Source organism: Streptomyces sp. NPDC001985 (genome assembly GCF_040296845.1).
GTDB lineage: Bacteria > Actinomycetota > Actinomycetes > Streptomycetales > Streptomycetaceae > Streptomyces.
Genome location: NZ_JBEOYB010000068.1, coordinates 16,047 through 38,183 on the forward strand (window position 1 = coordinate 16,047; position 22,137 = coordinate 38,183).

Consider the following 22,137-nt stretch of genomic DNA (forward strand, 5'->3'; position numbering starts at 1 on the left):
CCGCTCTGACATCCGGGCGGGGGCCTCACCGCGTCCTCTCCCATGACGGCCGCACCGGCCCGCCCCCGCCCGCCCGGCTCCGGAACGTGCCGGCGGAGGTCAAGCCCGGTGCCACGAAGGAAGGTTGAACGCCAGTGCGGCGCTCTCGCAAGGCCCAAGACGCCCCGACGCATAACCGGGCGTTGTACAACGTAAGCTGGACCGGCGTAGAAACGCGGCAAGTGGGGCGATACGGCCCCTGTGCCGCGGTCGGCGAGCGGACCCCCCGCAGTCGGGACGACCGGCGGCGTGTCCGAAATAGGATGGATTGGATCAGCAGTGTAGAACGGGAGACGTGACGGCAATGATCGGATATCTCCAGCCCCGCGAGACGTTCGCCGTCCCCGCACCCGGCAGCCACGCATGACCGGGACCCGGCAGACACCCGCGCGCGTCCCGGCGGCCACCGGCGCGCGCCACACCCTCGACAAGGCCACCGCCGAGAACTTCCCCGTGGCCCCGTTCTTCCTGCCGCGCGCCTCGCGCGACCACATCATGGCCCTGTACGGCTACGCGCGCCTCGTCGACGACATCGGCGACGGCGATCTCGCGCCGGGCGGCGCGGACGCCCGGTGGCTGGGCGTCGACGAGGCCCGCGCCGAGGACCGCACCGTCCTGCTCGACGCCTTCGAGGCCGATCTGCGGCGCGTCTTCGGGCTGCCCGCCGCCGGGGACCCCGAGGGCGGGCCCGGGGAGCCGCGCCACCCGCTGCTGCGCGCCCTCGCGCCGACCGTGCGCGCCCGCTCGCTCACCATCGAGCCGTTCCTCGCCCTGATCGAGGCCAACCGGCGCGATCAGGAGGTGCGCCGCTACGAGACGTACGAGGAGCTGCTCGCGTACTGCGAACTCTCCGCCAACCCGGTGGGGAACCTGGTCCTCCAGGTCTCCGGGGCCATGAGCCCCGAGCGGCTGCGCCGCTCCGACGCCGTGTGCACCGCGCTCCAGATCATCGAGCACCTCCAGGACGTGAGCGAGGACCTCGCCGCCGGGCGCGTCTATCTGCCCGCCGAGGATCTGCGGCGCTTCCACGTCGGCGAGACCGACCTCACGGCGCCGACCGGGAACGCTTCCGTCCGCGCCCTCGTTGCCTACCAGGCGGACCGCGCCCGCGGACTGCTGGACGAGGGCGCACCGCTGGTGGGCAGCGTCCACGGCAGGCTGCGACTGCTGCTCGCCGGATTCGTCGGCGGGGGGTACGCGGCCCTCGCCGCGATCAGGTCCGCCGGATACGACGTACTGCCCGGACCACCCAGACCCGCACGGACCCGAGTGCTGCGTGAAGCGGCGGCAGTCCTGCGAAGAGCGCGTGAAGAGAGGTGAGCCGGACCATGGAGCGAACGACCCCTACGCCGGCACCGGTGCAGGCCGCCTACAGCTACTGCGAGGCCGTCACGGGACAGCAGGCGCGTAACTTCGCCTACGGCATCCGGCTGCTGCCGGCCGAGAAGCGCCAGGCCATGTCCGCGCTGTACGCGTTCTCGCGGCGCGTGGACGACATCGGTGACGGGGTCCTCGCGCCCGCCGAGAAGCTGGCCCGGCTGGAGGCCACCCGCGGGCTGCTGGAGCGCGTCCGCCGCGAGGAGGTCGCCGAGGACGACACCGACCCGGTCGCGGTCGCCCTCGCCGACACGGCGCGCCGTTTCCCGCTGCCGCTGGCCGGGCTCGACGAGCTGATCGATGGCGTGCTGATGGATGTGCGCGGCGAGACCTATGAGACCTGGGAGGACCTCCGGGCGTACTGCCGGTGTGTCGCGGGGGCCATCGGGCGGCTCTCCCTCGGTGTCTTCGGCACCCAGGAGGGGGCGCCCGGGGCCGAGCGGGCCGCGGAGTACGCGGACACGCTGGGGCTCGCCCTCCAACTCACCAACATCCTGCGGGACGTCCGCGAGGACGCGGCCAACGGGCGGACCTATCTGCCCGCCGACGACCTGGCGAAGTTCGGCTGCTCGGCGGGGTTCCACGCGATGACGCCGCCGGCGGGCGCGGACTTCACCGGCCTCGTCCACTTCGAGGTGCGGCGGGCGCGCGCCCTCTTCGCCGAGGGGTACCGGCTGCTGCCGATGCTGGACCGGCGCAGCGGGGCGTGTGTCGCCGCGATGGCCGGGATCTACCGCCGGCTCCTCGACCGCATCGAGCGCGACCCGGAGGCGGTGCTGCGCGGCCGGGTGTCGCTGCCCGGCCACGAGAAGGCGTACGTGGCGGTGCGCGGCCTGTCGGGCCTGGACGCCCGCCACATCACCCGCCAGTCCCCCCGGGGCCGCACATGACCCCCACCCGTGACCCGTCACCCGACCCCGCCCGGGTCACGCCCCCTCAGCCTGCCCGGGGAGCGGCACCCCAGCCCACCCGGGGCGCTGCCCGGGCCGGGACATCCCAGCCCGTCCGGCGTTTGAGGACGGACCCTCGCGCGGGGGGCCCGGACCGCACGACCGCCTGCCCCGCTCCGGGCACCCTCTCTCCGCACCCCACCCGGGTGACGGCACCCGACCCCGCCCGGGTCACGCCCTCTCAGCCCGCCCGGGCCGGGACACCCCAGCCCGTCCGGCGTTTGAGGACGGACCGTGCCCCGGAGAGCCCGAGCTGTGCGGCAGCCGACCCTGCCCGGGGCGCTGCACCCGACTCTGCCCGGGCCGGGGCATCCCAGCCCGTCCGGCGTTTGAGGACGGCCCTCCGCCCGGAGAGCCCGCGCGGGACCACCGGCCGCACCCAGCCACCCCCACCCTCGCCCCCACTCCCACCCCCAATGAACCCCACCCCCACCCCCGCCCGTGCCCACCAACACACCCGATCCCGGCGGCCCGCCCGCACGGCCCGAGGGGAGCAGCAATGACGGACCACACCACGCGGTCGCGGCACGCGGTCGTGATCGGCGGCGGGCTCGCCGGGGTCACCGCCGCCCTGCGACTCGCCGACGCGGGCGTCGGGGTCACCCTCGTCGAGGGCCGTCCCCGCCTCGGCGGACTCGCCTTCTCCTTCCAGCGCGGCGACCTCACCGTCGACAACGGCCAGCACGTCTACCTCCGCTGCTGCACCGCCTACCGCTGGTTCCTGGAGCGCGTCGGCGGCGCCCACCTCGCCCCGGTCCAGGACCGGTTGGACATCCCGGTCCTCGACATCGGCCGCCCCGGCCGCCCGCGCCTGGGCCGGCTGCGCCGCACCGCACTCCCCGTACCGCTGCACCTCGCGGCCGCCCTCGCCCGCTACCCCCACCTCTCGCTCGTGGAGCGCGCCCAAGTGGTCCGCGCCGCGCTCGCCCTCTCCCGGCTCGATCCCGAGGACCCCGCCCTCGACGGCATCGACTTCGCCACCTGGCTCGGCCGCCACGGCCAGTCCCGGCGCGCCACCGAGGCCCTGTGGGACCTCGTCGGCGTGGCCACCCTCAACGCCACCGCGCCCCACGCGTCGATGGCGCTCGCCGCGATGGTCTTCAAGACCGGTCTGCTCTCCGACCCCGGCGCCGCCGACATCGGCTGGGCCCGGGTCCCGCTCGGCGAGCTGCACGACACCCTCGCCCGCAAGGCGCTGGAGGGCGCCGGAGTGAGCGTCCGCACGGCCACCCGGGTGCGGGAGGTGTCCCGTACCGGTGAAGGGCGGTGGAGCGTCGCCACCGACGGCGAGGCGCTGGAGGCCGACACCGTCGTCCTCGCCGTCGCCCAGCGCGAGGCCCACGCCCTGCTGCCCGACGGCGCGCTCACCGACCCCGACCGGCTGCTCGACATCGGCACCGCGCCCATCCTCAACATTCATGTGATCTACGACCGCCCGGTGCTGCGCCGCCCCTTCTTCACCGCGCTCGGCAGCCCCGTCCAGTGGGTGTTCGACCGCACCGAGGCATCCGGCCTGGAGCGCGGCCAGTATCTGGCGCTCTCCCAGTCCGCCGCCGAGGACGAGATCGACGCGCCCGTCGCCGAGCTGCGCGCCCGCTACCTCCCCGAGCTGGAGCGGCTGCTGCCGCCCGCCCGGAAGGCCGGGGTGCTCGACTTCTTCGTGACCCGGGAGCGCACCGCGACCTTCGCGCCCGCTCCGGGTGTCGGCCGGCTGCGCCCCGGGACGGAGACCCGGGCGCCCGGCCTGTATCTGGCGGGCGCGTGGACCGCCACCGGCTGGCCCGCGACCATGGAGGGCGCCGTGCGCAGCGGTTTCACCGCCGCCACCGCCGCCCTCCGCGCGCTCGGCCGCCCCCACGAACATCCGCTCAAGGAGGCGGCGTGAGTCCGCGTACCGGAACAAGAGGAGAGACCGTGCCGACTGTGCCTTCGGCGAACCCGGCTGACGACATCGCAGCGGACGTGGACATCGCCGCGCTGCTGGAGCGCGGCCGGGCCTTGTCCGCGCCGGAGCTGCGCGCCGCGGTCGAGCGGCTGGCCCCGCCCATGGACGTCGTCGCCGCCTACCACTTCGGCTGGATCGACGCCGAGGGGAACCCGGCCGACGGCGACGGCGGCAAGGCGGTGCGCCCCGCGCTCGCGCTGCTCTCCGCCGAGGCCGCCGGGGCCGGTCCCGAGACCGGGGTCCCCGGCGCCGTCGCCGTGGAGCTGGTGCACAACTTCTCCCTGCTCCACGACGATCTGATGGACGGCGACGAGCAGCGCCGCCACCGTGACACGGTCTGGAAGGTCCACGGCCCCGCGCAGGCCATCCTCGTCGGTGACGCCCTCTTCGCGCTCGCCAACGAAGTCCTGCTGGAACTGGGGACCGTGGAGGCCGGGCGCGCCACCCGCCGGCTGACCGCCGCCACCCGTAAGCTGATCGACGGCCAGGCCCAGGACATCAGTTACGAGCACCGTGAGCGGGTCACCGTCGAGGAGTGCCTGGAGATGGAGGGCAACAAGACCGGTGCCCTGCTCGCCTGCGCCGTCTCCATCGGCGCCGTCCTCGGTGGCGCGGACGACCGCACGGCCGACGCCCTGGAGGAGTACGGCTACCACCTCGGCCTCGCGTTCCAGGCCATCGACGATCTGCTCGGCATCTGGGGCGACCCGGACTCCACCGGCAAGCAGACCTGGAGCGATCTGCGCCAGCGCAAGAAGTCGCTGCCCGTGGTGGCCGCCCTCGCCGAGGGCGGAGAGGCCTCCCGGCGCCTCGGCGAGCTGCTCGCCGCCGATGCCAAGAGCAATGATGTCGAGAGCTTCTCCGAGGAGGAGTTCGCCATGAGGGCGGCGCTGATCGAGGAGGCCGGCGGCCGGGAGTGGACCTCCCAGGAGGCCCGCAGGCAGCACGCCGTGGCCATCGCCGCGCTGGACGCGGTCAGGATGCCCGACCGGGTCAGGGCCCAGTTGGTCGCCCTCGCGGACTTCGTCGTCGTGCGCCAGCGGTGACCGCCCGCGCGGCACCGCGCGGGCACGGCACCGAAGAGTCGATCAGGGAGCAGAGGTGACCGGAAGGATGATCCTGGTGGAAGAGGTGACACCCACCCCCGCGCCCGCCCCTGCGACGCCGCCTCTCCCGTCCTCCATATGAATCGCAGTCGGCGGCCGGTGCCCGGGTCAACCCGGGCACCGGCCGACGGCACCCCCGGCACAGCAGCGCATCGCGCACCACTGCACGGTAAAAGGGGAAGCCATGACAGCGACGACCGATGGAAGCGGCGGGCCCGTGGGGGTCCGGGCGGCCACCGCCGGTGAGACGACGACCGACCTCGATCCCGGTGCACCGGCGGAGCCCGCCGCTCCGGTGGCCCCGGCGGGCCCTGTGGACTTCGCGGACCCGGTGGATCTCGCCCTCGACGACGGCACGGCCCTCGGCGCTCCCGGGGTTCTCGGGGCACCCGGGGGGACCGCCGGCCGGACCGGTCCCCCCGGCCGGACCGGTCCCCCCGGCCGGACCGGCGTCGCCGATCCCGCCGACCCCACCGGCCTTCCGGACCTCGCCGACGGGGACACGGACACGGCCGCCCGCCGCGCCGCCGCCCGCTCCATCGATCATCTGCTCGGCCGGCAGGACTCCCAGGGCTGGTGGAAGGGCACCCTGGAGACCAATGTCACGATGGACGCCGAGGATCTGCTGCTGCGCGAGTTCCTCGGCATCCAGGACGCCCGCACCACCGCGGCCAGCGCCCGCTTCATCCGCGGCGGGCAGGGCGAGGACGGCTCCTGGGCCACCTTCTTCGGCGGCCCCGGGGACCTCTCCGCCACCGTCGAGGCCTATGTCGCCCTCCGGCTCGCCGGCGACCTCCCCGGCGACCCGCACATGGAACGGGCCTCCGCCTGGGTGCGGGAGCACGGCGGAATCGCCGCGAGCCGGGTCTTCACCCGGATCTGGCTCGCCCTCTTCGGCTGGTGGCGCTGGGACGACCTGCCCGAACTCCCGCCCGAACTGCTCTTCCTGCCCTCCTGGTTCCCGCTGAACATCTACGACTTCGGCTGCTGGGCCCGGCAGACCATCGTGCCGCTGACCGTCGTCTCGGCGAAGCGACCGGTGCGGCCCGCTCCCTTCGCCATCGACGAGCTGCACACCGACCCCCGCGTCCCCAACCCTCCGGCCCCGCTCGCCCCCGCGCTGAGCTGGGACGGCTTCTTCCAGCGCGCCGACCGGGTGCTGCGCCGCTACCGCCGGGTCGCCCCGCGCTCCCTGCGCGGCGCCGCGCTGAAGGCCGCCACGCGCTGGATCGTCGAGCGCCAGGAGAACGACGGCTGCTGGGGCGGAATCCAGCCGCCCGCCGTGTACTCCCTCATCGCCCTGCACCTCTGCGGCTACGACACCGGCCATCCCGTGATGCGGGCCGGCCTCGCCTCCCTGGACCGGTTCGCCGTCTGGCGCGAGGACGGGGCACGGATGGTCGAGGCCTGTCAGTCACCCGTCTGGGACACCTGTCTCGCCACCGTCGCCCTCGCCGACGCCGGGCTGCCCGCCGACCACCCGGCGCTGGTGAAGGCCGCCGACTGGATGCTCGGCGAGCAGATCGGGCGCCCCGGGGACTGGGCCGTGCGCCGGCCCCGTCTCGCCCCCGGCGGCTGGGCGTTCGAGTTCCACAACGACAACTACCCCGACATCGACGACACCGCCGAGGTGGTCCTCGCCCTGCGGCGGGTCCGCCACCCCGACCCCGCCCGGGTCGACGCGGCCGTCGCCCGCGCCGGGCGGTGGACTCTGGGCATGCAGTCCAGGGACGGCGCCTGGGGCGCCTTCGACGCCGACAACACCAGCTCGCTCGCCAACCGGCTGCCGTTCTGCGACTTCGGGGAGGTGATCGACCCGCCCTCGGCCGATGTCACCGCGCATGTCGTGGAGATGCTCGCGCACGAGGGCCGCGCCCACCACCCCCGGGCCCGGCGCGGCATCGACTGGCTGCTCGCCCACCAGGAGCCCAGCGGCGCCTGGTTCGGCCGCTGGGGCGTCAACCATGTCTACGGCACCGGGGCGGTGGTCCCGGCCCTGGCCGCCGCCGGGCTCCCCGCCTCGCACCCGGCGATCCGGCGCGCGGTCCGCTGGCTCGAATCGGTGCAGAACGACGACGGCGGATGGGGTGAGGACCTGCGCTCCTACCGCGAGGAGAGCTGGATCGGACAGGGTGCCTCCACCGCCTCCCAGACCGCGTGGGCGCTCCTCGCGCTCCTCGCCGCGGGGGAGCGGGACTCCACCGCCGTCGAACGGGGCGTCCGCCGGCTCGCCCTGACCCAGCTGCCGGACGGCTCGTGGGACGAGCCGTACTTCACCGGTACCGGCTTCCCCTGGGACTTCTCCATCAACTACCACCTCTACCGCCAGGTCTTCCCGCTCACCGCGCTCGGGCGCTATGTGCACGGGACCCCCGCCGCCGTCGCCTGCCGTCAGGGCGGCTGATGAGCGGCGCCGCCCCGGCTCCGGGGCGCGCACCGGAGCCGGGACCGCCCGGCCCCGGGGTGCCGCTGCTGATCGCCTGTGCCCTGGGCATCGAGAAGCTGGCCCTGCGCGGCGGCGCCCGAGGCCGGGCCCGCTCGCCCGGCGCGGTGACCGTGCTGCGCACCGGCATGGGCCCGTCGAGCGCGGAGCGCGCCGTGCGCGAGGCGCTCGCGGCCGGGGCGCTGCGGCACGCCGCGGTGATCGCCTCGGGCTTCTGCGCCGGGCTCGCCCCGGGGATGCGCCCCGGGGATGTGGTGATCGCCGCCGAGACCCGCCACGGAACCGGTTCCACCCCCTGCACCGGCAGCGAGGTGCTGGCGGCCGCGGTCTCCCGGTCCCTGCCGGGCCACCGGGTCCACATCGGCCCGCTGACCGGGTCCGACCATGTCGTACGGGGTCCCGAGCGCGGCCGGCTCCACGCCGCCGGGGCGATCGGGGCCGACATGGAGTCGGCGGTCACCCTGGCGGCGGCGCTGCGCTCGGGACCCCGCCCCGTTGCCGCCGTCCGGGTGGTCGTGGACGCCCCGGCGCATGAACTGGTCCGCATCGGCACGGTGCGCGGTGGAATATCGGCCTTCCGTGTTCTCCGTGCCGTCCTTCCCGCGTTCCATGAATGGCACCGTTCTTTGCTGCTCCCCAGGAGGTGAGCTAGATGGCCATGCCGCTCCGCCAAACCATCCGGGTCGGGACCTACCTCTTCCAACAGAAAATCCGCAGGCGGGAGAAGTTCCCCCTCATCGTCGAACTGGAACCGCTCTTCGCCTGCAATCTCGCGTGCGAGGGCTGTGGAAAGATCCAGCATCCGGCGGGTGTGCTGAAGCAGCGGATGCCGGTCGCCCAGGCCGTCGGGGCGGTGCTGGAATCCGGGGCGCCCATGGTCTCCATCGCGGGCGGCGAGCCGCTGATGCACCCCCAGATCGACGAGATCGTGCGGCAACTGGTGGAGCGGAAGAAGTATGTCTTTCTCTGCACCAACGCCATGCTGCTCCGCAAGAAGATCGAGAAGTTCACCCCGTCCCGGTACTTCGCCTTCGCCGTCCACATCGACGGGCTGCGCGAGCGCCACGACGAATCCGTGGCCAAGGAAGGGGTGTTCGACGAGGCGGTGGAGGCCATCAAGGAGGCGAAGAGGCGCGGCTTCCGGGTCACCACCAATTCGACCTTCTTCAACACCGACACCCCGCAGACCGTGATCGAGGTGCTGAACTACCTCAACGACGATCTCCAGGTGGACGAGATGATGATCTCGCCCGCCTACGCCTACGAGAAGGCCCCCGACCAGGAGCACTTCCTGGGCGTGGAACAGACCCGGGAGCTGTTCAGGAAGTCCTTCTCCGGCGGCAACCGGCGGCGCTGGCGGCTCAACCACTCCCCGCTCTTCCTCGACTTCCTGGAGGGCAAGGCGGACTTCCCGTGCACGGCGTGGGCGATCCCCAACTACTCGCTCTTCGGCTGGCAGCGCCCCTGCTATCTGATGAACGACGGCTATGTCCCCACGTACCGCCGGCTCGTCGAGGAGACCGACTGGAGCAAGTACGGCCGGGGCAAGGACCCGCGCTGTGCCAACTGCATGGCGCACTGCGGCTATGAGCCGACCGCGGTCCTCGCCACCATGGGCTCGCTGAAGGAGTCGCTGCGGGCGGCCCGGGAGACCGTCGCGGGCGGCCGGGGGTGAGCTGACACCGGCCGGTGCGCGACAGGCCGGGCCGCCGGCGCGCACCGGCGGCCCGCCACGCCACCGTTCCGTATCCGGCCCGTCCCCGACCCGCCCCCAGGGAGAGATGACAGATGACCGGGCAGCCCCCGGACCCGCCGGGTCCCCCCGCGCCTCCACCGGCTCCGGGCTTCGATCTGGCACGGCTGCTCGCCGAGCGCGGCGGCGAGGGCTATGAGCTGCACACCCGCCACCTCAACCACCAGCTCCCGCGCATGCTCCGCACCATCGGCTTCGACAAGGTCTATGTCAGGGCCGAGGGCGCCCACTTCTGGGACGCCGAGGGCAACGACTACCTGGACATGCTCTCCGGTTTCGGGGTGATGGGCCTCGGCCGCCACCACCCCGTCGTACGGAAGGCCGTGCACGACGCCCTCGACGCCTCCCTCGCCGACCTCACCCGCTTCGACTGCCCGCCGCTGCCCGGTCTGCTCGCCGAGCGGCTCCTCGCCCACAGCCCCCACCTCGACCGGGTGTTCTTCTCCAACAGCGGTACGGAGGCGGTGGAGACCGCCCTGAAGTTCGCCCGCCGCGCCACCGGCCGACCCAGGGTGCTCCACTGCGACCACGCCTTCCACGGACTCACCACCGGCTCCCTCTCCGTCAACGGCGAGTCCTGCTTCCGGGACGGCTTCGCGCCGCTGCTGCCCGACACCGCCGTCCCGCTCGGCGACCTCGGCGCGCTGGAGCGGGAGCTGCGGCGCGGCGATGTGGCGGCCCTGATCGTGGAGCCGATCCAGGGCAAGGGCGTGCTGGAGAGCCCGCCCGGATACCTCGGCTCCGCCCAGGAGCTGCTCCGCCGGCACCGGGCGCTCCTGATCGCCGACGAGGTGCAGACCGGCCTCGGCCGGACCGGTGACTTCTGGGCCCACCGGCGCGAGCCCGGGGTGGAACCCGATCTGATCTGTGTCGCGAAGGCGCTCTCCGGCGGCTATGTGCCGGTCGGTGCCACCCTGGGCCGTGAGTGGATCTTCCGTGAGGTCTACTCGTCCATGGACCGGGTGCTGATCCACTCGGCGAGCTTCGGTGCCAACGCCCAGGCCATGGCCGCCGGTCTCGCGGTGCTCTCCGTGATCGAGGACGAGGGACTTGTGGCGAACGCCCGCGCCACCGGTGAGCTGCTGCGCACCCGGCTCGCGGAGCTGGTGGGCCGCTATGAGTTCCTGCGCGAGGTGCGCGGCCGGGGGCTGATGACCGGGATCGAGTTCGGCCGGCCGGACTCGCTCCGGCTGCGGACCCGCTGGGCGATGCTCCAGGCCGCCCGCAAGGGGCTCTTCGCCCAGATGGTGGTGGTGCCCCTGCTGACCCGGCACCGCATCCTCACCCAGGTCTCCGGCGACCGGCTGGAAGTGATCAAGCTGATTCCGCCGCTGACCATCGGGGAGCCGGAGGTGGACCGCTTTCTGACGGCCTTCACGGCGGTGATGGAGGAGGCCCACGCGGGCGGCGGTCTGATCTGGGACTTCGGCCGGACCCTGGTCGGTCAGGCGGTCGCCCACCGCTGAGACCGGCCCGGGGCCTGTTCTGTTCGGCCTCCGGCTCCTGCCGCTCTGACCTGCGCTTTCGCCAGTCTCGACGGAGAGATTTGCCTCTGGGGCAAGAAACTTGCCACAGAGGCATTTTCCTGGCGCAATGGAGTCATGCAGAGCATGCGGACCCCTCCCGGGGGCCATCCCCCGGACCTTCGGTCTCCCACGGGAGACATCGCCGCCGAGCTGTCCGACGTGGCACCCCGGCTGCGCGATCTGCGCCGTCTCCGCGGCCTGACCCTGGAGAGCGCCGCCCATCGCGCGGGCCTCTCACCGGCCCATCTCTCCCGGCTGGAGACCGGTCGGCGGCAGCCCTCGCTGCCGATGCTGCTCTCGCTCGCCAGGATCTACGGTACGGCAGTCTCCGAGCTGCTCGGCGAGCCGGCGCCGGAGCGGGACCCGGTCATCCGGGCCGGCAGCGGTGAGCCGTCGCAGGCCGACGGCTGGACCTACCACCAGGTGGGCGCCCCCGGCCGGGCCATGCAGTCGCTGCGCCTGGTCGTCCCCTACGGGGCCCAGGGCGATCTGGTCCGGACCCACCCGGGCGAGGAGTGGCTCTACGTCCTCGACGGACGGCTGAGGCTCACCCTCGGCGAGACCGTCCACGAGCTGGGCCCCGGGGACAGCGCGCACTACGACTCGCTCACCCCGCACCGCCTCGCCGCGGCCACCCGCGACGGAGCCGAGATGCTCTTCGTCCACACCCTGCTCCAGAGCCCCGATCTCCACCCGCACGCCTGAAAGCGAGGACCGACATGTCCGAGAACACCGCGGCGCCCGTGCCCGAGAAGCCCAAGAGCAGCCAGGAGAGCAAGTTCCCCAGGGGCGCGGTGATCCGCCTCTTCGCCTATCTGATCGCCGGCCATGTCTTCGCCGGGTTCCTGTACCTGCTCTTCGAGATGGGCAAGTAGCAGCCGCGAGCGTGGCCGCCCCCGCCCCGGGCGGCCCGGGCGCCCGGCCCCGCCCTCCGGAGCCCGGCGCTCGAACCACGGCCCCGCCCTCCGGAACCCCGCGCTCGAACCCCCGCCCCCCGCCCCGGCGCTCAGACCCCGGTGGTGACGAGCCGCTCCCGCAGCCGCTCGCGGACCGGGGCGCCGAGCCCCAGCCCCTCGCCGAGATAGCGCTCGGTGGAGCCCCAGGTCTCCTCGATCGTCTCCAGCGCGGCCCGCAGATACTCCGCGCGCGCGTCGAAGAGCGGGCTCAGCAGCTCCATCACCTCCGCCGACATCCCCTCGGGCGAACTGTCGCCGCGCCGCACCAGGTAGCGCCGCCGCGGATCGTTGGACTGGAGATAGTCCGCCTCGATCGCCTCCCGCTCCACGCCGACCGCGAGCAGCGACACCGCTATGGAGAGCCCCGCCCGGTCCTTGCCCGCCGCGCAGTGCATCAGCGCGGGCAGGCTGTCGTCGGCGAGCGCGAGCAGCAGCCGGCGGTGCTCCCCGGTCCGTTCCCGGATCATCGTGCGGTACGAATCGGTCATCCGGGCCGAGGCCCGGCCGTCGCCCAGGACCGCGCGCAGCTGGACGAGATCGCCGTCCCGGACCATCCGCCAGAACTCGGTGCCGTCGGCGGGGTCGCTCAGCGGCATGTTCACATGGAGCACTCCGGGCACCTCGGCGTCGTGCCCGTCCAGCAGCAGGTCCGCCGAGTTCCGGAAGTCGAAGATCGTGCGCAGCCCCAGGCCGGCCAGGAACGACACATCCTCCGCGGTGGCGTTGGCGAGGTGACCGCTGCGGTAGAGCCTGCCGTACCGCACCCGGCCGCCGTCCACGGTCGGCAGCCCGCCGACATCCCGGAAATTGCGCACCCCGGCCAGCTCGGGCTCGGTCGACGGGACCTGTGGCAACTGCTGCGTCACGGAGGCTCCTGAGGTCACGGACGCCGGCGCTCGTCGCCGACGATGGCGTGTTCTTGACGATACGACATCGATTCCTCGGGCAATCATTTATTCCGGCTGTTACGGGGGCATTGCACCGACGGGGGAAACCGTCGGATGATGTGCGGGCCTGTTCGGATCTGTTGCAATCCGGGGGTCGGGATGATCGAAAGTGTCGGCAGGGGCCGTGTCTGGGTGCTCTCCGGGGCGTCGAGCAGCTATGCGTTTCGGCTGTCGGACGACGACGCGCTGCTCCACCTCCACTGGGGCCCCCGGATCACCGGCGCGGACGCCGAGGCGCTCGCCGCCGAGGCCCCACCGCCCCACCGCCCCTTCGAATCCCCGCTCGACGGCCATGAGGAGTACCCGGTCGAGGGCGGCCCCCGCTTCGTCCGCCCCGCGCTCAGCGTCCGCACCCCCGAGGTGCGCGGCACCGAGTGGGCCTTCGCCGGCGCCACGGTGGACGGCGACGAACTGCGGCTGCGCTTCACCGACCCCGTGCACGGCCTCGGACTCACCCTGCACCACCGGATGCGCGACGACAGCGATGTCGTCGAGCGCTGGACCACCGCCGCGCACGAGGGCACGGGACCCGCCCTGGAGCTGCTCCGCGCCGACGCCGCCACCTGGACCCTGCCCCCGCGCGACACCTGGCGGCTGAGCCAGCTCCACGGCCGCTGGGCGGCCGAGTCCCGGCTGGTGCGCTCCCCGCTGACGTACGGCGAGCACATCATCGGGAGCCGCCGGGGCCACACCGGACACCAGCATCTGCCCTGGGTCGCCCTGGACGCCGGCGGCGCGGCGACCGAGGAGCACGGCGAGGTGTACGGCTGTGCGCTCGGCTGGTCCGGCTCCTGGCGGATCGCCGTCCACCGGCTGCCCGACGGACTGGTCCAGATCACCGGGGGCGCGGGCCACGACGACTCCGGACTGGTGCGGCTCGCCCCCGGCGAGTCCTATGTCTCGCCCGTCTTCGCCGGGCTCTGGAGCCGGGAGGGCTTCGGCGGGGCCAGCAGGGCCTGGCACCGCTGGCAGCTCGCCCGGGTGATCCCGGACGCGGCGGCCGAGCGGCCCGTCCTCTACAACTCCTGGGAGGCCACCGGCTTCGACATCTCCGAGCCGCAGCAGCGCGCCCTCGCCCGGCGGGCCGCCGCCCTCGGGGTCGAGCTCTTCGTGGTCGACGACGCCTGGTTCGGGCGGCGCACCAGCGACCGCGCCGGGCTCGGCGACTGGACCCCCAACCCCGACCGCTTCCCCGGCGGTCTCAAGCCGCTCGCCGACGAGGTGCGCGCGCGGGGGATGCGCTTCGGGATCTGGGTCGAGCCGGAGATGGTCAACCCCGACAGCGATCTCCACCGCGCCCACCCCGACTGGGTGCAGCACCGGCCCGGCCGGACCCGTACCGAGTACCGCCATCAGCTCGTCCTCAATGTCGCCCGCCGCGATGTCCGGGAGCATCTGTGGGAGCGGCTGCACGCGCTGCTCGACAGCGCGCCGATCGACTACGTGAAGTGGGACTTCAACCGCTGCTTCACCGACCCCGGCTGGCCGGGCGACCCCTATCCGCAGCGGCTGTGGGTGGAGCACGTCCAGGGGCTGTACGGACTCCTGGACCGGCTGCGGGCCGCCCACCCCGGGGTGGACTTCGAGTCCTGCTCGGGCGGCGGCGGCCGGATCGACCTCGGGATTCTCTCCCGTACGGATCAGGTGTGGACCTCCGACAACACCGATCCGCTGGACCGGCTCGCCATCCAGCACGGCCTGAGCCAGCTCCATCCGGCGCGGGTGATGGCCGCCTGGGTCACCGACAGTCCGAACACCCAGCTCAACGGCCGGCGCAGCTCGCTCCGCTTCCGCTTCGTCAGTGCCATGGCCGGGGTGCTGGGCATCGGCGGCGACCTCACCGAGTGGAGCGAGGAGGAACTCGCCGAGGCGCGCGGCTGGATCGCTCTCTACAAGGAGATACGGCCACTGGTGCAGCACGGCGACCTCCACCGGCTCCGCCCGCCCGGCGGCGGACTGAGCGCGGTGCAGTATCTGCGCGGCGACGAGACCGCCGTCCTCGCCTGGCTCCCGTCGCAGCACTACGGCGAACGGCCGCCGAGGCTCCGGCTGCGCGGCCTCGATCCGGCCGGCCGGTACGAGTGCCGGGACACCGGCGCCGTGCACCGGGGGGCGGTGCTGCTGCACCACGGGCTGCACACCGGGCTCTCGGGTGACCTCGACGCCGCGGTCTTCCGGCTCCACCGTCTCTAATCAGCACATCTGGGTCGTTATGGCCCATTTAGCTGTTTCGCCATAACCTGCCCCGGCTGCGGCGGAGATGGGGTGCGGTCGGTGAGCAGGATCATAGTGGTGACGGTCCGTGCCGGTGCGGCGGAGGACAACGCCGACGCCGGGGCGGGAGTTGGGGGAGCGCGCTCCACGCAGGGTGACCGGAATCCCCGGGAGCGGGGCCGCAGGACCCCCGGCCGTGAAGCGGAGCAGCTTGTTCCGGTCCGCTCGGCTCATCTACGGTCACGGCCATCCGGGCGGACCGCCTAATCCTGCCGCCGGCCGGACTCCCATCGGACGTCGATTCGTGGCAGGAGCGGGGGACCCAGGCAGTACGCCGTTCCGGCTCGCCGGACGGCTCGGGGTGAAGCCGCGCAGAGCGCGGCCGGGCATCTCCAGCCCGAACCCGACAGCTCACCTCGCAGGCGCCGGAGAGGAATGCGCCATGCCCGCAAAGGGTAAGCACCGCCGCCCCAGGAACAACCCGCTCACCCGTGGTTTCGTCGCCGCCGGCACCGGCGGGGCCGCCTTGGCCCTCCCGCTGATGGGGGCGACCGGCGCCCACGCGGCCGAGCGGTCGGCCCCGGCCGCCGCCCCCGCCGTGGCCCCGGTGAAGGCCGCCCAGGCCCAGACCCAGACCCAGGCTCAGGCCCCGGCGGCCCCCGCCTCCGCCACGTACCGCGTCGTCGCCGGCGACCATCTGACCGCGATCGCCGACGAGCACCGGGTCGACGGCGGCTGGCAGGGGCTGTACGAGAAGAACCGCGACACCATCGGCGACGATCCCTCGATGATCCACCCGGGTCTCGAACTCGCCATCGGCGGCGCGTCCGAGGCGCGCGCCGACCGCTCCGGAGGCCGGGAGTCCGGCCCGGCCGCCGCCCCGGAGAAGACCCCGGGCACCGGCTCCGGCGGCAAGGGCCCGGCCGGTGCCGCGGCCCCCCAGCCGGAGCCGGAGCCCGCCCCCGCCGCCGAGCAGCCGGCCCCGGAGCAGCCCGCCGGGGAGGCCCAGGGCTCCTCCTCCGGCTACACCAGCCCGGTCGCGTCCGGCGGTGTCACCACCTCCTACCGCGCGACCGGCTCGATGTGGTCCAGCGGCTACCACACCGGTGTCGACTTCGCGGCGCCCACCGGCACCTCCGTCCGCTCCGTCGGTCCGGGCACCGTCGTCTCCGCCGGCTGGAGCGGCGCGTACGGCAACGAGGTCATCGTCCAGCACACCGACGGCACCTACGGGCAGTACGCCCACCTCTCCTCCCTCTCCGTCTCCGCGGGGCAGAGCGTGAGCGGCGGCACCCAGCTCGGCCTCTCGGGCTCCACCGGCAACTCCAGCGGCCCGCACCTGCACTTCGAGATCCGCACCACCGCCTCCTACGGCTCGGACATCGACCCGGTGGCGTATCTCCGCCAGCACGGCGTCTCCCTCTGAGGCGAACGGCAAACCGCCCAGAACGCTCGAATCCCCCCGTACCGCCCGACGGTGCGGGGGGATTCGGCGCTATTCCCCACCGCGTGATATTCCCCGGTGGTAAAGATCACCCGCCGTCAACCCCTCCTTACGGTCGCGTAGGTCACATCCACGGGTTCAAGATGAGTTCTTGTGGCAGACGATTCGAGCACAGACAACCAGGGCGGAATCGGGTCGTACGCGGCTATCGGTGACAGCTTCACCGAGGGAGTCGGAGACCCCGGACCGGACGGGTCCTTCGTCGGCTGGGCGGACCGCTTCGCGGTGCTGCTCGCCGACCGCAGGCCCGAACACACCTTTCGCTACGCCAACCTGGCGGTACGCGGCCGTCTCCTCGACCAGATCGTCGCGGAGCAGGTGCCGAGGGCCAGACAACTCGCCCCGGACCTGGTGTCGTTCTGCGCCGGGGGCAATGACATCATCCGGCCGGGCAGCGACCCGGACGACGTGGCCGAGCGCTTCGAGCGCGCGGTCGCCGACCTCACCGGCGCCGTCGGCACCGTGATGGTGACCACCGGCTTCGACACCCGTGACGTACCCGTGCTGCGCCATCTGCGCGGCAAGGTCGCCACCTACACCGCGCACGTGCGGTCCATCGCCGACCGCTACGGCTGTCCGGTGCTCGACCTGTGGTCCCTCAGGTCGGTGCAGGACCGGCGGGCCTGGGACAGCGACCGGCTGCACCTCTCCCCGGAGGGGCACACGAGGGTCGCCCTGCGCGCCGGGCAGGTGCTGGGGCTCCCGGTGCCCGCCGACCCCGACCAGGCCTGGCCGGTGCTCCCGCCGAGGGGCACCCTGGAAGTGCGGCGCGACGACATCCAGTGGGCGCGCGAGTACCTGGTGCCCTGGATCGGGCGCAGACTGCGCGGTGTCAGCTCCGGCGACCACGTGGCGGCGAAGCGGCCGGATCTGCTCCCGCTCTGACCCGCTGCCGCCGCTCCGGCCCGGCCGGGAGCCGCCATCCGCGGGTTCAGCGGATGGCGGCGGTCAGCGCCTCGCGGTCGAGCCCCAGTTCCCGGGCGAGCGCCTCATCGGTCCACTCCAGCATCGCGGCGCGGGAGAGCGAACCGGCGTACGAGGTCATCTGCACGGCCAGCCCGTCGAGGAAGGCGGTGAGCCGCCAGGCCGCCGACGCGGGATCGGGGCAGGGGAACTCACCTGCGGCGGCACCCTCGGTGATCACCTCGGTCAGAGCCGCCTTCCACTGCTGGTCGAGATCGCGGGCGACCTCCCGCAGCGCGGGCTCGCGCAGGGCGACCGCCCAGCCCTCGATCCACAGCCGCCAGCCCTTGGCCGTGCCCGTCGGCGCGTACCAGCGGACCGCGGCGCGGAGCCTGCGCACCGCGGTGGTGCGGCGGCCCAGCAGTTTGCGCAGATGGGCGAGGTCCGCGTCGGCGGCATGGGTGAAGGCCGCCGCGACCAGCTTCTCCTTGGTCGAGAAGTGGTACAGGACCAGCGCGTTGCTCACTCCCAGCGCCGCGGCCACATCGGCGATCCGCAGCGCCGCCACCCCGCGCCGCTCGATCTGCTCCACGGCCGCGCCGAGAAGTTCCGCACGCCGCTCCGCCACGCTCAACCGGACTCTTGCCACTCCGTCACCCTACACAGCGGATCTTCGCGGGGGACAGGTTCACGGCGGCCCGTACCAGCCGAAGCGGTCGGCGATCACCGGCAGCCGGCCGGCGGCGATGGCGTGCGCCGCCGCGCGCGGGGTGACGCCGTCCGACTCGGCCCGTGCCAGCATCAGCGTCACCAGCGCGCGCATCGAGCGGCGCACATGGGCGAGCGCCTCCTCGGCGTCCGCCCCGATGTCCCCGAACAGGGTCCACCACCACCACGCGTTCGTACCGGAGTTGACCACCACGTCCGGCAGCACGGTCACCCCGCGCCGGGCGAGCGCCTCCTCCGCCTCCGGCAGTACGGGCATGTTCGCCGCCTCCACGATCCAGCGGGCCCGGACCCGGGCCTGGTTGGCGGTGTCGACGGCGTACGAGACCGCGGCGGGCACCAGCACATCGGCGTCGGCCGAGAGCCACGCGTCACCGGGCAGCTCCCGGTCCCCGGGCCGCAGGACGGCCCGGTCGACCGTCCCGAAGGCGTCCCGCGCGGCGAGCAGCGCCTCGACGTCCAGGCCCTCGGGATTGGCGACGGTGCCCTTGATGTCGGCGACGGCGACGATCAGCAGCCCGGCGCGGGAGAGGAACCTGGCCGTCGCGCCGCCCATGGTGCCGAGCCCCTGGAGGGAGACGCGGGTGCCGCGGTGGGCGACCCCGGCCCGGTCCAGCGCGGTGAGCACCGACTCGGCGACCCCGCAGCCACCGGCCAGCTCGTCCAGGCCGAGGCCGTCGACCTCGGTGGCGAAGGCGTCGGCCAGCCGGCGCCGCGCCGCGGCCTCGTCGTCCAGCAGTGGATAGACGGCCTGGACGCAGGAGACGAGCCCGGCCTCGGCGGCGGCCCGGTCCACGGTGTCCTGGGTCAGGCCGAGGTCCTCGCCCAGCGTCCAGACGGTCTCGATGTAGGGGCGCATCGCGCGGAGGTAGCGGACCAGGACTCCGTAGGCGCGCGGATCGCGGGGGTCGCAGTCGATCCCGCCCTTCGCGCCGCCCAGCGGTATGTACTTCCCGCCGGGGTTGTAGTGCAGCGCCTCCTTCAGGGTCATGCCCCGGGCGAGCCCGGCCACTTCGGCGGATGTGCACCCCGCACGCATCCGCAGACCACCGCTGGAGACCCCGCGCACCAGCCGGTCCACCACCAGATGGCCCCGGACCCCGGTGACATGGTCCGTCCAGTCCAGCGACAGCAGGGGAGCGGTGCCGGCGGGCGCGGGGGAGCCGGCGGGGGGCCCGGACATGCTGCCTCCAGAGGGGGACACGGGACGGCTGAATCAAGACAACTGAATAGCGGTTCAGTATTCGGAGCGGGTGCCCCCTTGTCAACATGATCGTCAATACGTTCCGGGGCTCCCTTCCCGGAGCCCTCCATCCGCTTCCGCCGGGGTCGCGGGTCCGGGGCCACGGGTCCGGGGCCGCCGGTCCTCAGTTCCAGCCCCGACGGCGTTGGAGGCGCGGGGGTTCGGGGCCGGCCCCCGACCGTGGCCCGCACCGTGCGGGGACCTGTCGCACAGGCCCCCTCCTCGGACGCCCGACACGCCGGCGGGCCCCTCCTCCGCTCCCAGCCCCTGCCCCGGCCTCCCGGCTCCCGGCTCCCGGCCCCCGCCCTCGGGAACCCCATGGCCGATTCCGGCCGCATGACCCCGCCCCCCCCGGAAACAAGGGAATCCGAGGAACACCCGCACCGCTCCGCGCGTTCTCCTGACCGTGACGCCCGGGCGGCCCCGCCCGCCCGGCGCGCGGGCCCCGGGCGGGAGCCCCGGCCGGACGGCGGGATTCCCGTGCGGCGGATTTCCTCGCCGCACTGCCACCCACCACGCACATAATGAGAAGACCCGACACCTGGAGGTGCCGTGACCGGCGCTGGCTCCCCCCACCCGCTGAGATCCCGGCTGCGCTCACTCCGGCCCGCGGCCTTCGGCGCCGACCCCGCCGGAGCCCGGCTGGAGCGCATCCGGCGCTCGCCCAACTACGCGGACGGCGTCTTCCAGAACCCCGTCGGTGCCAGGACCCGGCCGTCCGGCGCCTCCATGGCCGAGTTCGCCAGGATCTACTTCCAGAAGGAGGCCCGGGCCCGCCGGGCACCCACCGGCCCGGTGCCCCTGCACCCCGCCACCCTCACCGATCTGGCCGAGCCCCCCGCGTCCGGACTGCGGCTCACCTGGATGGGGCACTCCACCGTGCTCGCCGAGATCGACGGGCGGAGGGTGCTGTTCGACCCCGTCTGGGGCGACCGCTGCTCTCCTTTCTCCTTCGCCGGGCCCAAGCGGCTCCACCCCGTGCCCGCCCCGCTCGCCGGGCTCGGGCCCGTGGATGTGGTGGTGATCTCCCACGACCACTACGACCACCTGGATCTGCCCACCATCAGGGCCCTGGTCTCCAGCGGCACGGTCTTCGCCGTCCCGCTCGGCGTCGGCGCCCATCTCGAACGGTGGGGGGTGTCCCCCGAGCGGCTCCACGAGCTCGACTGGAACGAGACGGCGGAGGTGGGCGGCCTCCGGCTGACCGCCACCCCCGCGCGCCACTTCTGCGGGCGCGGCCTGCGCAACCAGCAGCACACGCTCTGGGCCTCCTGGGCGGTCGCGGGCCCCGAGCACCGGATCTACCACAGCGGGGACACGGGATACTTCCCCGGCTTCCGGGACATCGGCGCCGAGCACGGCCCCTTCGACGCCACCATGATCCAGATCGGCGCCTACTCCGAGTACTGGCCGGACATCCACATGACCCCCGCCGAGGGCATGCGCGCCCACCTGGACCTCCAGGGCGGCCCCGCCGGGGTGATGCTCCCCATCCACTGGGCGACGTTCAACCTCGCCCCGCACCCCTGGTCCGAGCCGGCGGAGGGCACGCTCACGGCGGCCGGGGAAGCGGGCGCGCGGGTCGCGCTGCCGCGCCCCGGCGAGCCCTTCGAACCCACCGGACCGGCCGTCCCCGCCGAGCCGTGGTGGCGCCCGGTGGCCGCCGTGTCCCCGGGGGCCGGGGCGGCGGCCCCGCGCGAGGCGGTGCCCGCCGGGGGGAGCGCGCTGACACCGGCCGGCACCCAGGGCTCCGCCGTGCCCCGGGCGGAGACGGCCGCCGAGCCGGGCGGAGGCGCGGGCGCCGGCCCCGGCAGTCCGGAAGTGGCACCCACCGCCTGACCCGACTGCCCCGCCCGCCGACGCCCCCGGAGCCCAACTCCCCTCCCGGCGCCCGACCGCTCCTCCTGCCCTCCACCCGGGGCCGGGGGGCCAGCTGCTCCCGGCTGTCCGCCGCCCTGGGGCTCCCGGTCGCGTGTCCGTAGCCGCTCTGCGCCCGGACCAGCGCCCGCCCGCCGTCCCACGACCTCCGGGCACACGCGTCCCGCCCCCTGCCCTCCACCCGGGGCCGGGGGGCCGGACTGCTCCCGGCTGTCCACCGCCCTGGGATTCCCGGTCCGCGTGTCCCGTAGCCCGCTCTGCGCCCGGACCAGCGCCCGCCCGCCGTCCCACGACCTCCGGGCACACGCGTCCCGCCCCCTGCCCTCCACCCGGGGCCGGGGGGCCAGCTGCTCCCGGCTGTCCGCCGCCCTGGGACTCCCGGTCGCGTGTCCGTAGCCGCTCTGCGCCCGGACCAGCGCCCGCCCGCCCGCCGTCCCACGACCTCCGGCACACGCGTCCCGCCCCCTGCCCTCCACCCGGGGCCGGGTGCCGGTACGCGCCGTGCCGTGCCGCGTACGCCCGGCCCCGACCCCGCCCCCACCCCGCGCCCGCTCCCTCCCTCATCCCGCCTATTCGCTCATGGGATCGACTCATCCTTTTTCGTACCGGAGTGCGGTGCCTCATACC

General features: G+C 74.0%; 17 protein-coding genes and 1 riboswitch. Of the genes, 14 read left to right on the forward strand and 3 right to left on the reverse strand.

The features are described 5' to 3' along the window. The first annotated feature begins 402 nt into the window (after window positions 1–402). The 10 genes from hpnC (at window position 403) to ABT122_RS26270 (ending at window position 12,014) form a co-directional block, all read left to right on the forward strand. Window positions 403–1,359, forward strand: a complete 957-nt coding sequence (gene hpnC, locus ABT122_RS26225; protein WP_351557065.1) for a squalene synthase HpnC — start codon at window positions 403–405, stop codon at window positions 1,357–1,359. 8 nt (window positions 1,360–1,367) lie between these two features. Beyond that, window positions 1,368–2,306, forward strand: coding sequence for a presqualene diphosphate synthase HpnD (gene hpnD, locus ABT122_RS26230; protein WP_351557068.1), 939 nt, complete (start codon window positions 1,368–1,370; stop codon window positions 2,304–2,306). A 559-nt stretch (window positions 2,307–2,865) separates the two neighbouring features. Then, window positions 2,866–4,251, forward strand: coding sequence for a hydroxysqualene dehydroxylase HpnE (hpnE, locus tag ABT122_RS26235; RefSeq protein WP_351557071.1), 1,386 nt, complete (start codon window positions 2,866–2,868; stop codon window positions 4,249–4,251). Next, complete coding sequence (locus ABT122_RS26240; protein WP_351557074.1) at window positions 4,248–5,357, forward strand: polyprenyl synthetase family protein; 1,110 nt, start codon at window positions 4,248–4,250, stop codon at window positions 5,355–5,357. The genes hpnE and ABT122_RS26240 overlap by 4 nt, the downstream gene beginning before the upstream one ends. 244 nt (window positions 5,358–5,601) lie before the next feature. Beyond that, window positions 5,602–7,821, forward strand: coding sequence for a squalene--hopene cyclase (gene shc, locus ABT122_RS26245; protein ID WP_351557077.1), 2,220 nt, complete (start codon window positions 5,602–5,604; stop codon window positions 7,819–7,821). Beyond that, window positions 7,821–8,507: a phosphorylase family protein gene (locus ABT122_RS26250; RefSeq protein ID WP_351557080.1), complete on the forward strand. Its 687-nt coding sequence runs from the start codon at window positions 7,821–7,823 to the stop codon at window positions 8,505–8,507. Before shc ends, ABT122_RS26250 begins: the two co-directional genes overlap by 1 nt. A gap of 5 nt (window positions 8,508–8,512) precedes the next feature. Then, window positions 8,513–9,535 (forward strand): adenosyl-hopene transferase HpnH, encoded by a 1,023-nt coding sequence (hpnH, locus tag ABT122_RS26255; protein WP_351557083.1) that lies wholly within the window; start codon window positions 8,513–8,515, stop codon window positions 9,533–9,535. A 113-nt stretch (window positions 9,536–9,648) separates the two neighbouring features. Beyond that, on the forward strand, window positions 9,649–11,079 hold the full coding sequence (locus ABT122_RS26260) for an aspartate aminotransferase family protein (RefSeq protein WP_351557086.1): 1,431 nt from the start codon (window positions 9,649–9,651) through the stop codon (window positions 11,077–11,079). Between the two features lie 144 nt (window positions 11,080–11,223). Further along, window positions 11,224–11,844, forward strand: a complete 621-nt coding sequence (locus tag ABT122_RS26265) for a helix-turn-helix domain-containing protein (RefSeq protein ID WP_351557089.1) — start codon at window positions 11,224–11,226, stop codon at window positions 11,842–11,844. 14 nt (window positions 11,845–11,858) lie between these two features. Beyond that, entirely contained in the window at window positions 11,859–12,014 is a 156-nt protein-coding gene (locus ABT122_RS26270; RefSeq protein ID WP_351557092.1) for a DUF6126 family protein, read from the forward strand. Window positions 12,015–12,145: 131 nt separating this feature from the next. Here ABT122_RS26270 and ABT122_RS26275 read toward each other — a convergent pair whose 3' ends face one another. Next, a complete protein-coding gene (locus ABT122_RS26275) occupies window positions 12,146–12,961 on the reverse strand; it encodes a tyrosine-protein phosphatase (RefSeq protein WP_351557095.1) in 816 nt (271 codons plus the stop codon). Between the two features lie 180 nt (window positions 12,962–13,141). Here ABT122_RS26275 and ABT122_RS26280 point away from each other — a divergent pair, with 180 nt between their 5' ends. The 3 genes from ABT122_RS26280 (at window position 13,142) to ABT122_RS26290 (ending at window position 17,645) form a co-directional block, all read left to right on the forward strand. Beyond that, window positions 13,142–15,235: an alpha-galactosidase gene (locus tag ABT122_RS26280; RefSeq protein WP_351557098.1), complete on the forward strand. Its 2,094-nt coding sequence runs from the start codon at window positions 13,142–13,144 to the stop codon at window positions 15,233–15,235. Between the two features lie 306 nt (window positions 15,236–15,541). Beyond that, a riboswitch (cyclic di-AMP (ydaO/yuaA leader) is annotated at window positions 15,542–15,694 on the forward strand. A gap of 4 nt (window positions 15,695–15,698) precedes the next feature. Then, entirely contained in the window at window positions 15,699–16,682 is a 984-nt protein-coding gene (locus ABT122_RS26285) for a M23 family metallopeptidase (protein WP_351557101.1), read from the forward strand. Window positions 16,683–16,853: 171 nt separating this feature from the next. Next, window positions 16,854–17,645: an SGNH/GDSL hydrolase family protein gene (locus ABT122_RS26290; RefSeq protein WP_351557104.1), complete on the forward strand. Its 792-nt coding sequence runs from the start codon at window positions 16,854–16,856 to the stop codon at window positions 17,643–17,645. A gap of 46 nt (window positions 17,646–17,691) precedes the next feature. Here ABT122_RS26290 and ABT122_RS26295 read toward each other — a convergent pair whose 3' ends face one another. After that, on the reverse strand, window positions 17,692–18,312 hold the full coding sequence (locus tag ABT122_RS26295) for a TetR/AcrR family transcriptional regulator (protein WP_351557107.1): 621 nt from the start codon (window positions 18,310–18,312) through the stop codon (window positions 17,692–17,694). Window positions 18,313–18,351: 39 nt separating this feature from the next. Beyond that, the gene (locus ABT122_RS26300) at window positions 18,352–19,572 is read right to left on the reverse strand and encodes a Glu/Leu/Phe/Val dehydrogenase dimerization domain-containing protein (RefSeq protein ID WP_351557110.1); all 1,221 of its coding nucleotides are present in this window, start codon (window positions 19,570–19,572) and stop codon (window positions 18,352–18,354) included. 612 nt (window positions 19,573–20,184) lie between these two features. Here ABT122_RS26300 and ABT122_RS26305 point away from each other — a divergent pair. Then, on the forward strand, window positions 20,185–21,471 hold the full coding sequence (locus tag ABT122_RS26305) for an MBL fold metallo-hydrolase (protein WP_351557112.1): 1,287 nt from the start codon (window positions 20,185–20,187) through the stop codon (window positions 21,469–21,471). The last annotated feature ends 666 nt before the right edge of the window (window positions 21,472–22,137 follow it).

Excerpts from the sequence above, each read along its gene's own strand:
- hpnC (WP_351557065.1), top strand. The coding sequence starts at position 403 with ATGACCGGGACCCGGCAGACACCCGCGCGCGTCCCGGCGGCCACCGGC.
- hpnD (WP_351557068.1), top strand. The coding sequence starts at position 1,368 with ATGGAGCGAACGACCCCTACGCCGGCACCGGTGCAGGCCGCCTACAGC.
- hpnE (WP_351557071.1), top strand. The coding sequence starts at position 2,866 with ATGACGGACCACACCACGCGGTCGCGGCACGCGGTCGTGATCGGCGGC.
- shc (WP_351557077.1), top strand. The coding sequence starts at position 5,602 with ATGACAGCGACGACCGATGGAAGCGGCGGGCCCGTGGGGGTCCGGGCG.
- ABT122_RS26250 (WP_351557080.1), top strand. The coding sequence starts at position 7,821 with ATGAGCGGCGCCGCCCCGGCTCCGGGGCGCGCACCGGAGCCGGGACCG.
- hpnH (WP_351557083.1), top strand. The coding sequence starts at position 8,513 with ATGGCCATGCCGCTCCGCCAAACCATCCGGGTCGGGACCTACCTCTTC.
- ABT122_RS26260 (WP_351557086.1), top strand. The coding sequence starts at position 9,649 with ATGACCGGGCAGCCCCCGGACCCGCCGGGTCCCCCCGCGCCTCCACCG.
- ABT122_RS26265 (WP_351557089.1), top strand. The coding sequence starts at position 11,224 with ATGCGGACCCCTCCCGGGGGCCATCCCCCGGACCTTCGGTCTCCCACG.
- ABT122_RS26270 (WP_351557092.1), top strand. The coding sequence starts at position 11,859 with ATGTCCGAGAACACCGCGGCGCCCGTGCCCGAGAAGCCCAAGAGCAGC.
- ABT122_RS26280 (WP_351557098.1), top strand. The coding sequence starts at position 13,142 with ATGATCGAAAGTGTCGGCAGGGGCCGTGTCTGGGTGCTCTCCGGGGCG.
- ABT122_RS26285 (WP_351557101.1), top strand. The coding sequence starts at position 15,699 with ATGCCCGCAAAGGGTAAGCACCGCCGCCCCAGGAACAACCCGCTCACC.
- ABT122_RS26300 (WP_351557110.1), bottom strand. The coding sequence starts at position 19,572 with ATGTCCGGGCCCCCCGCCGGCTCCCCCGCGCCCGCCGGCACCGCTCCC.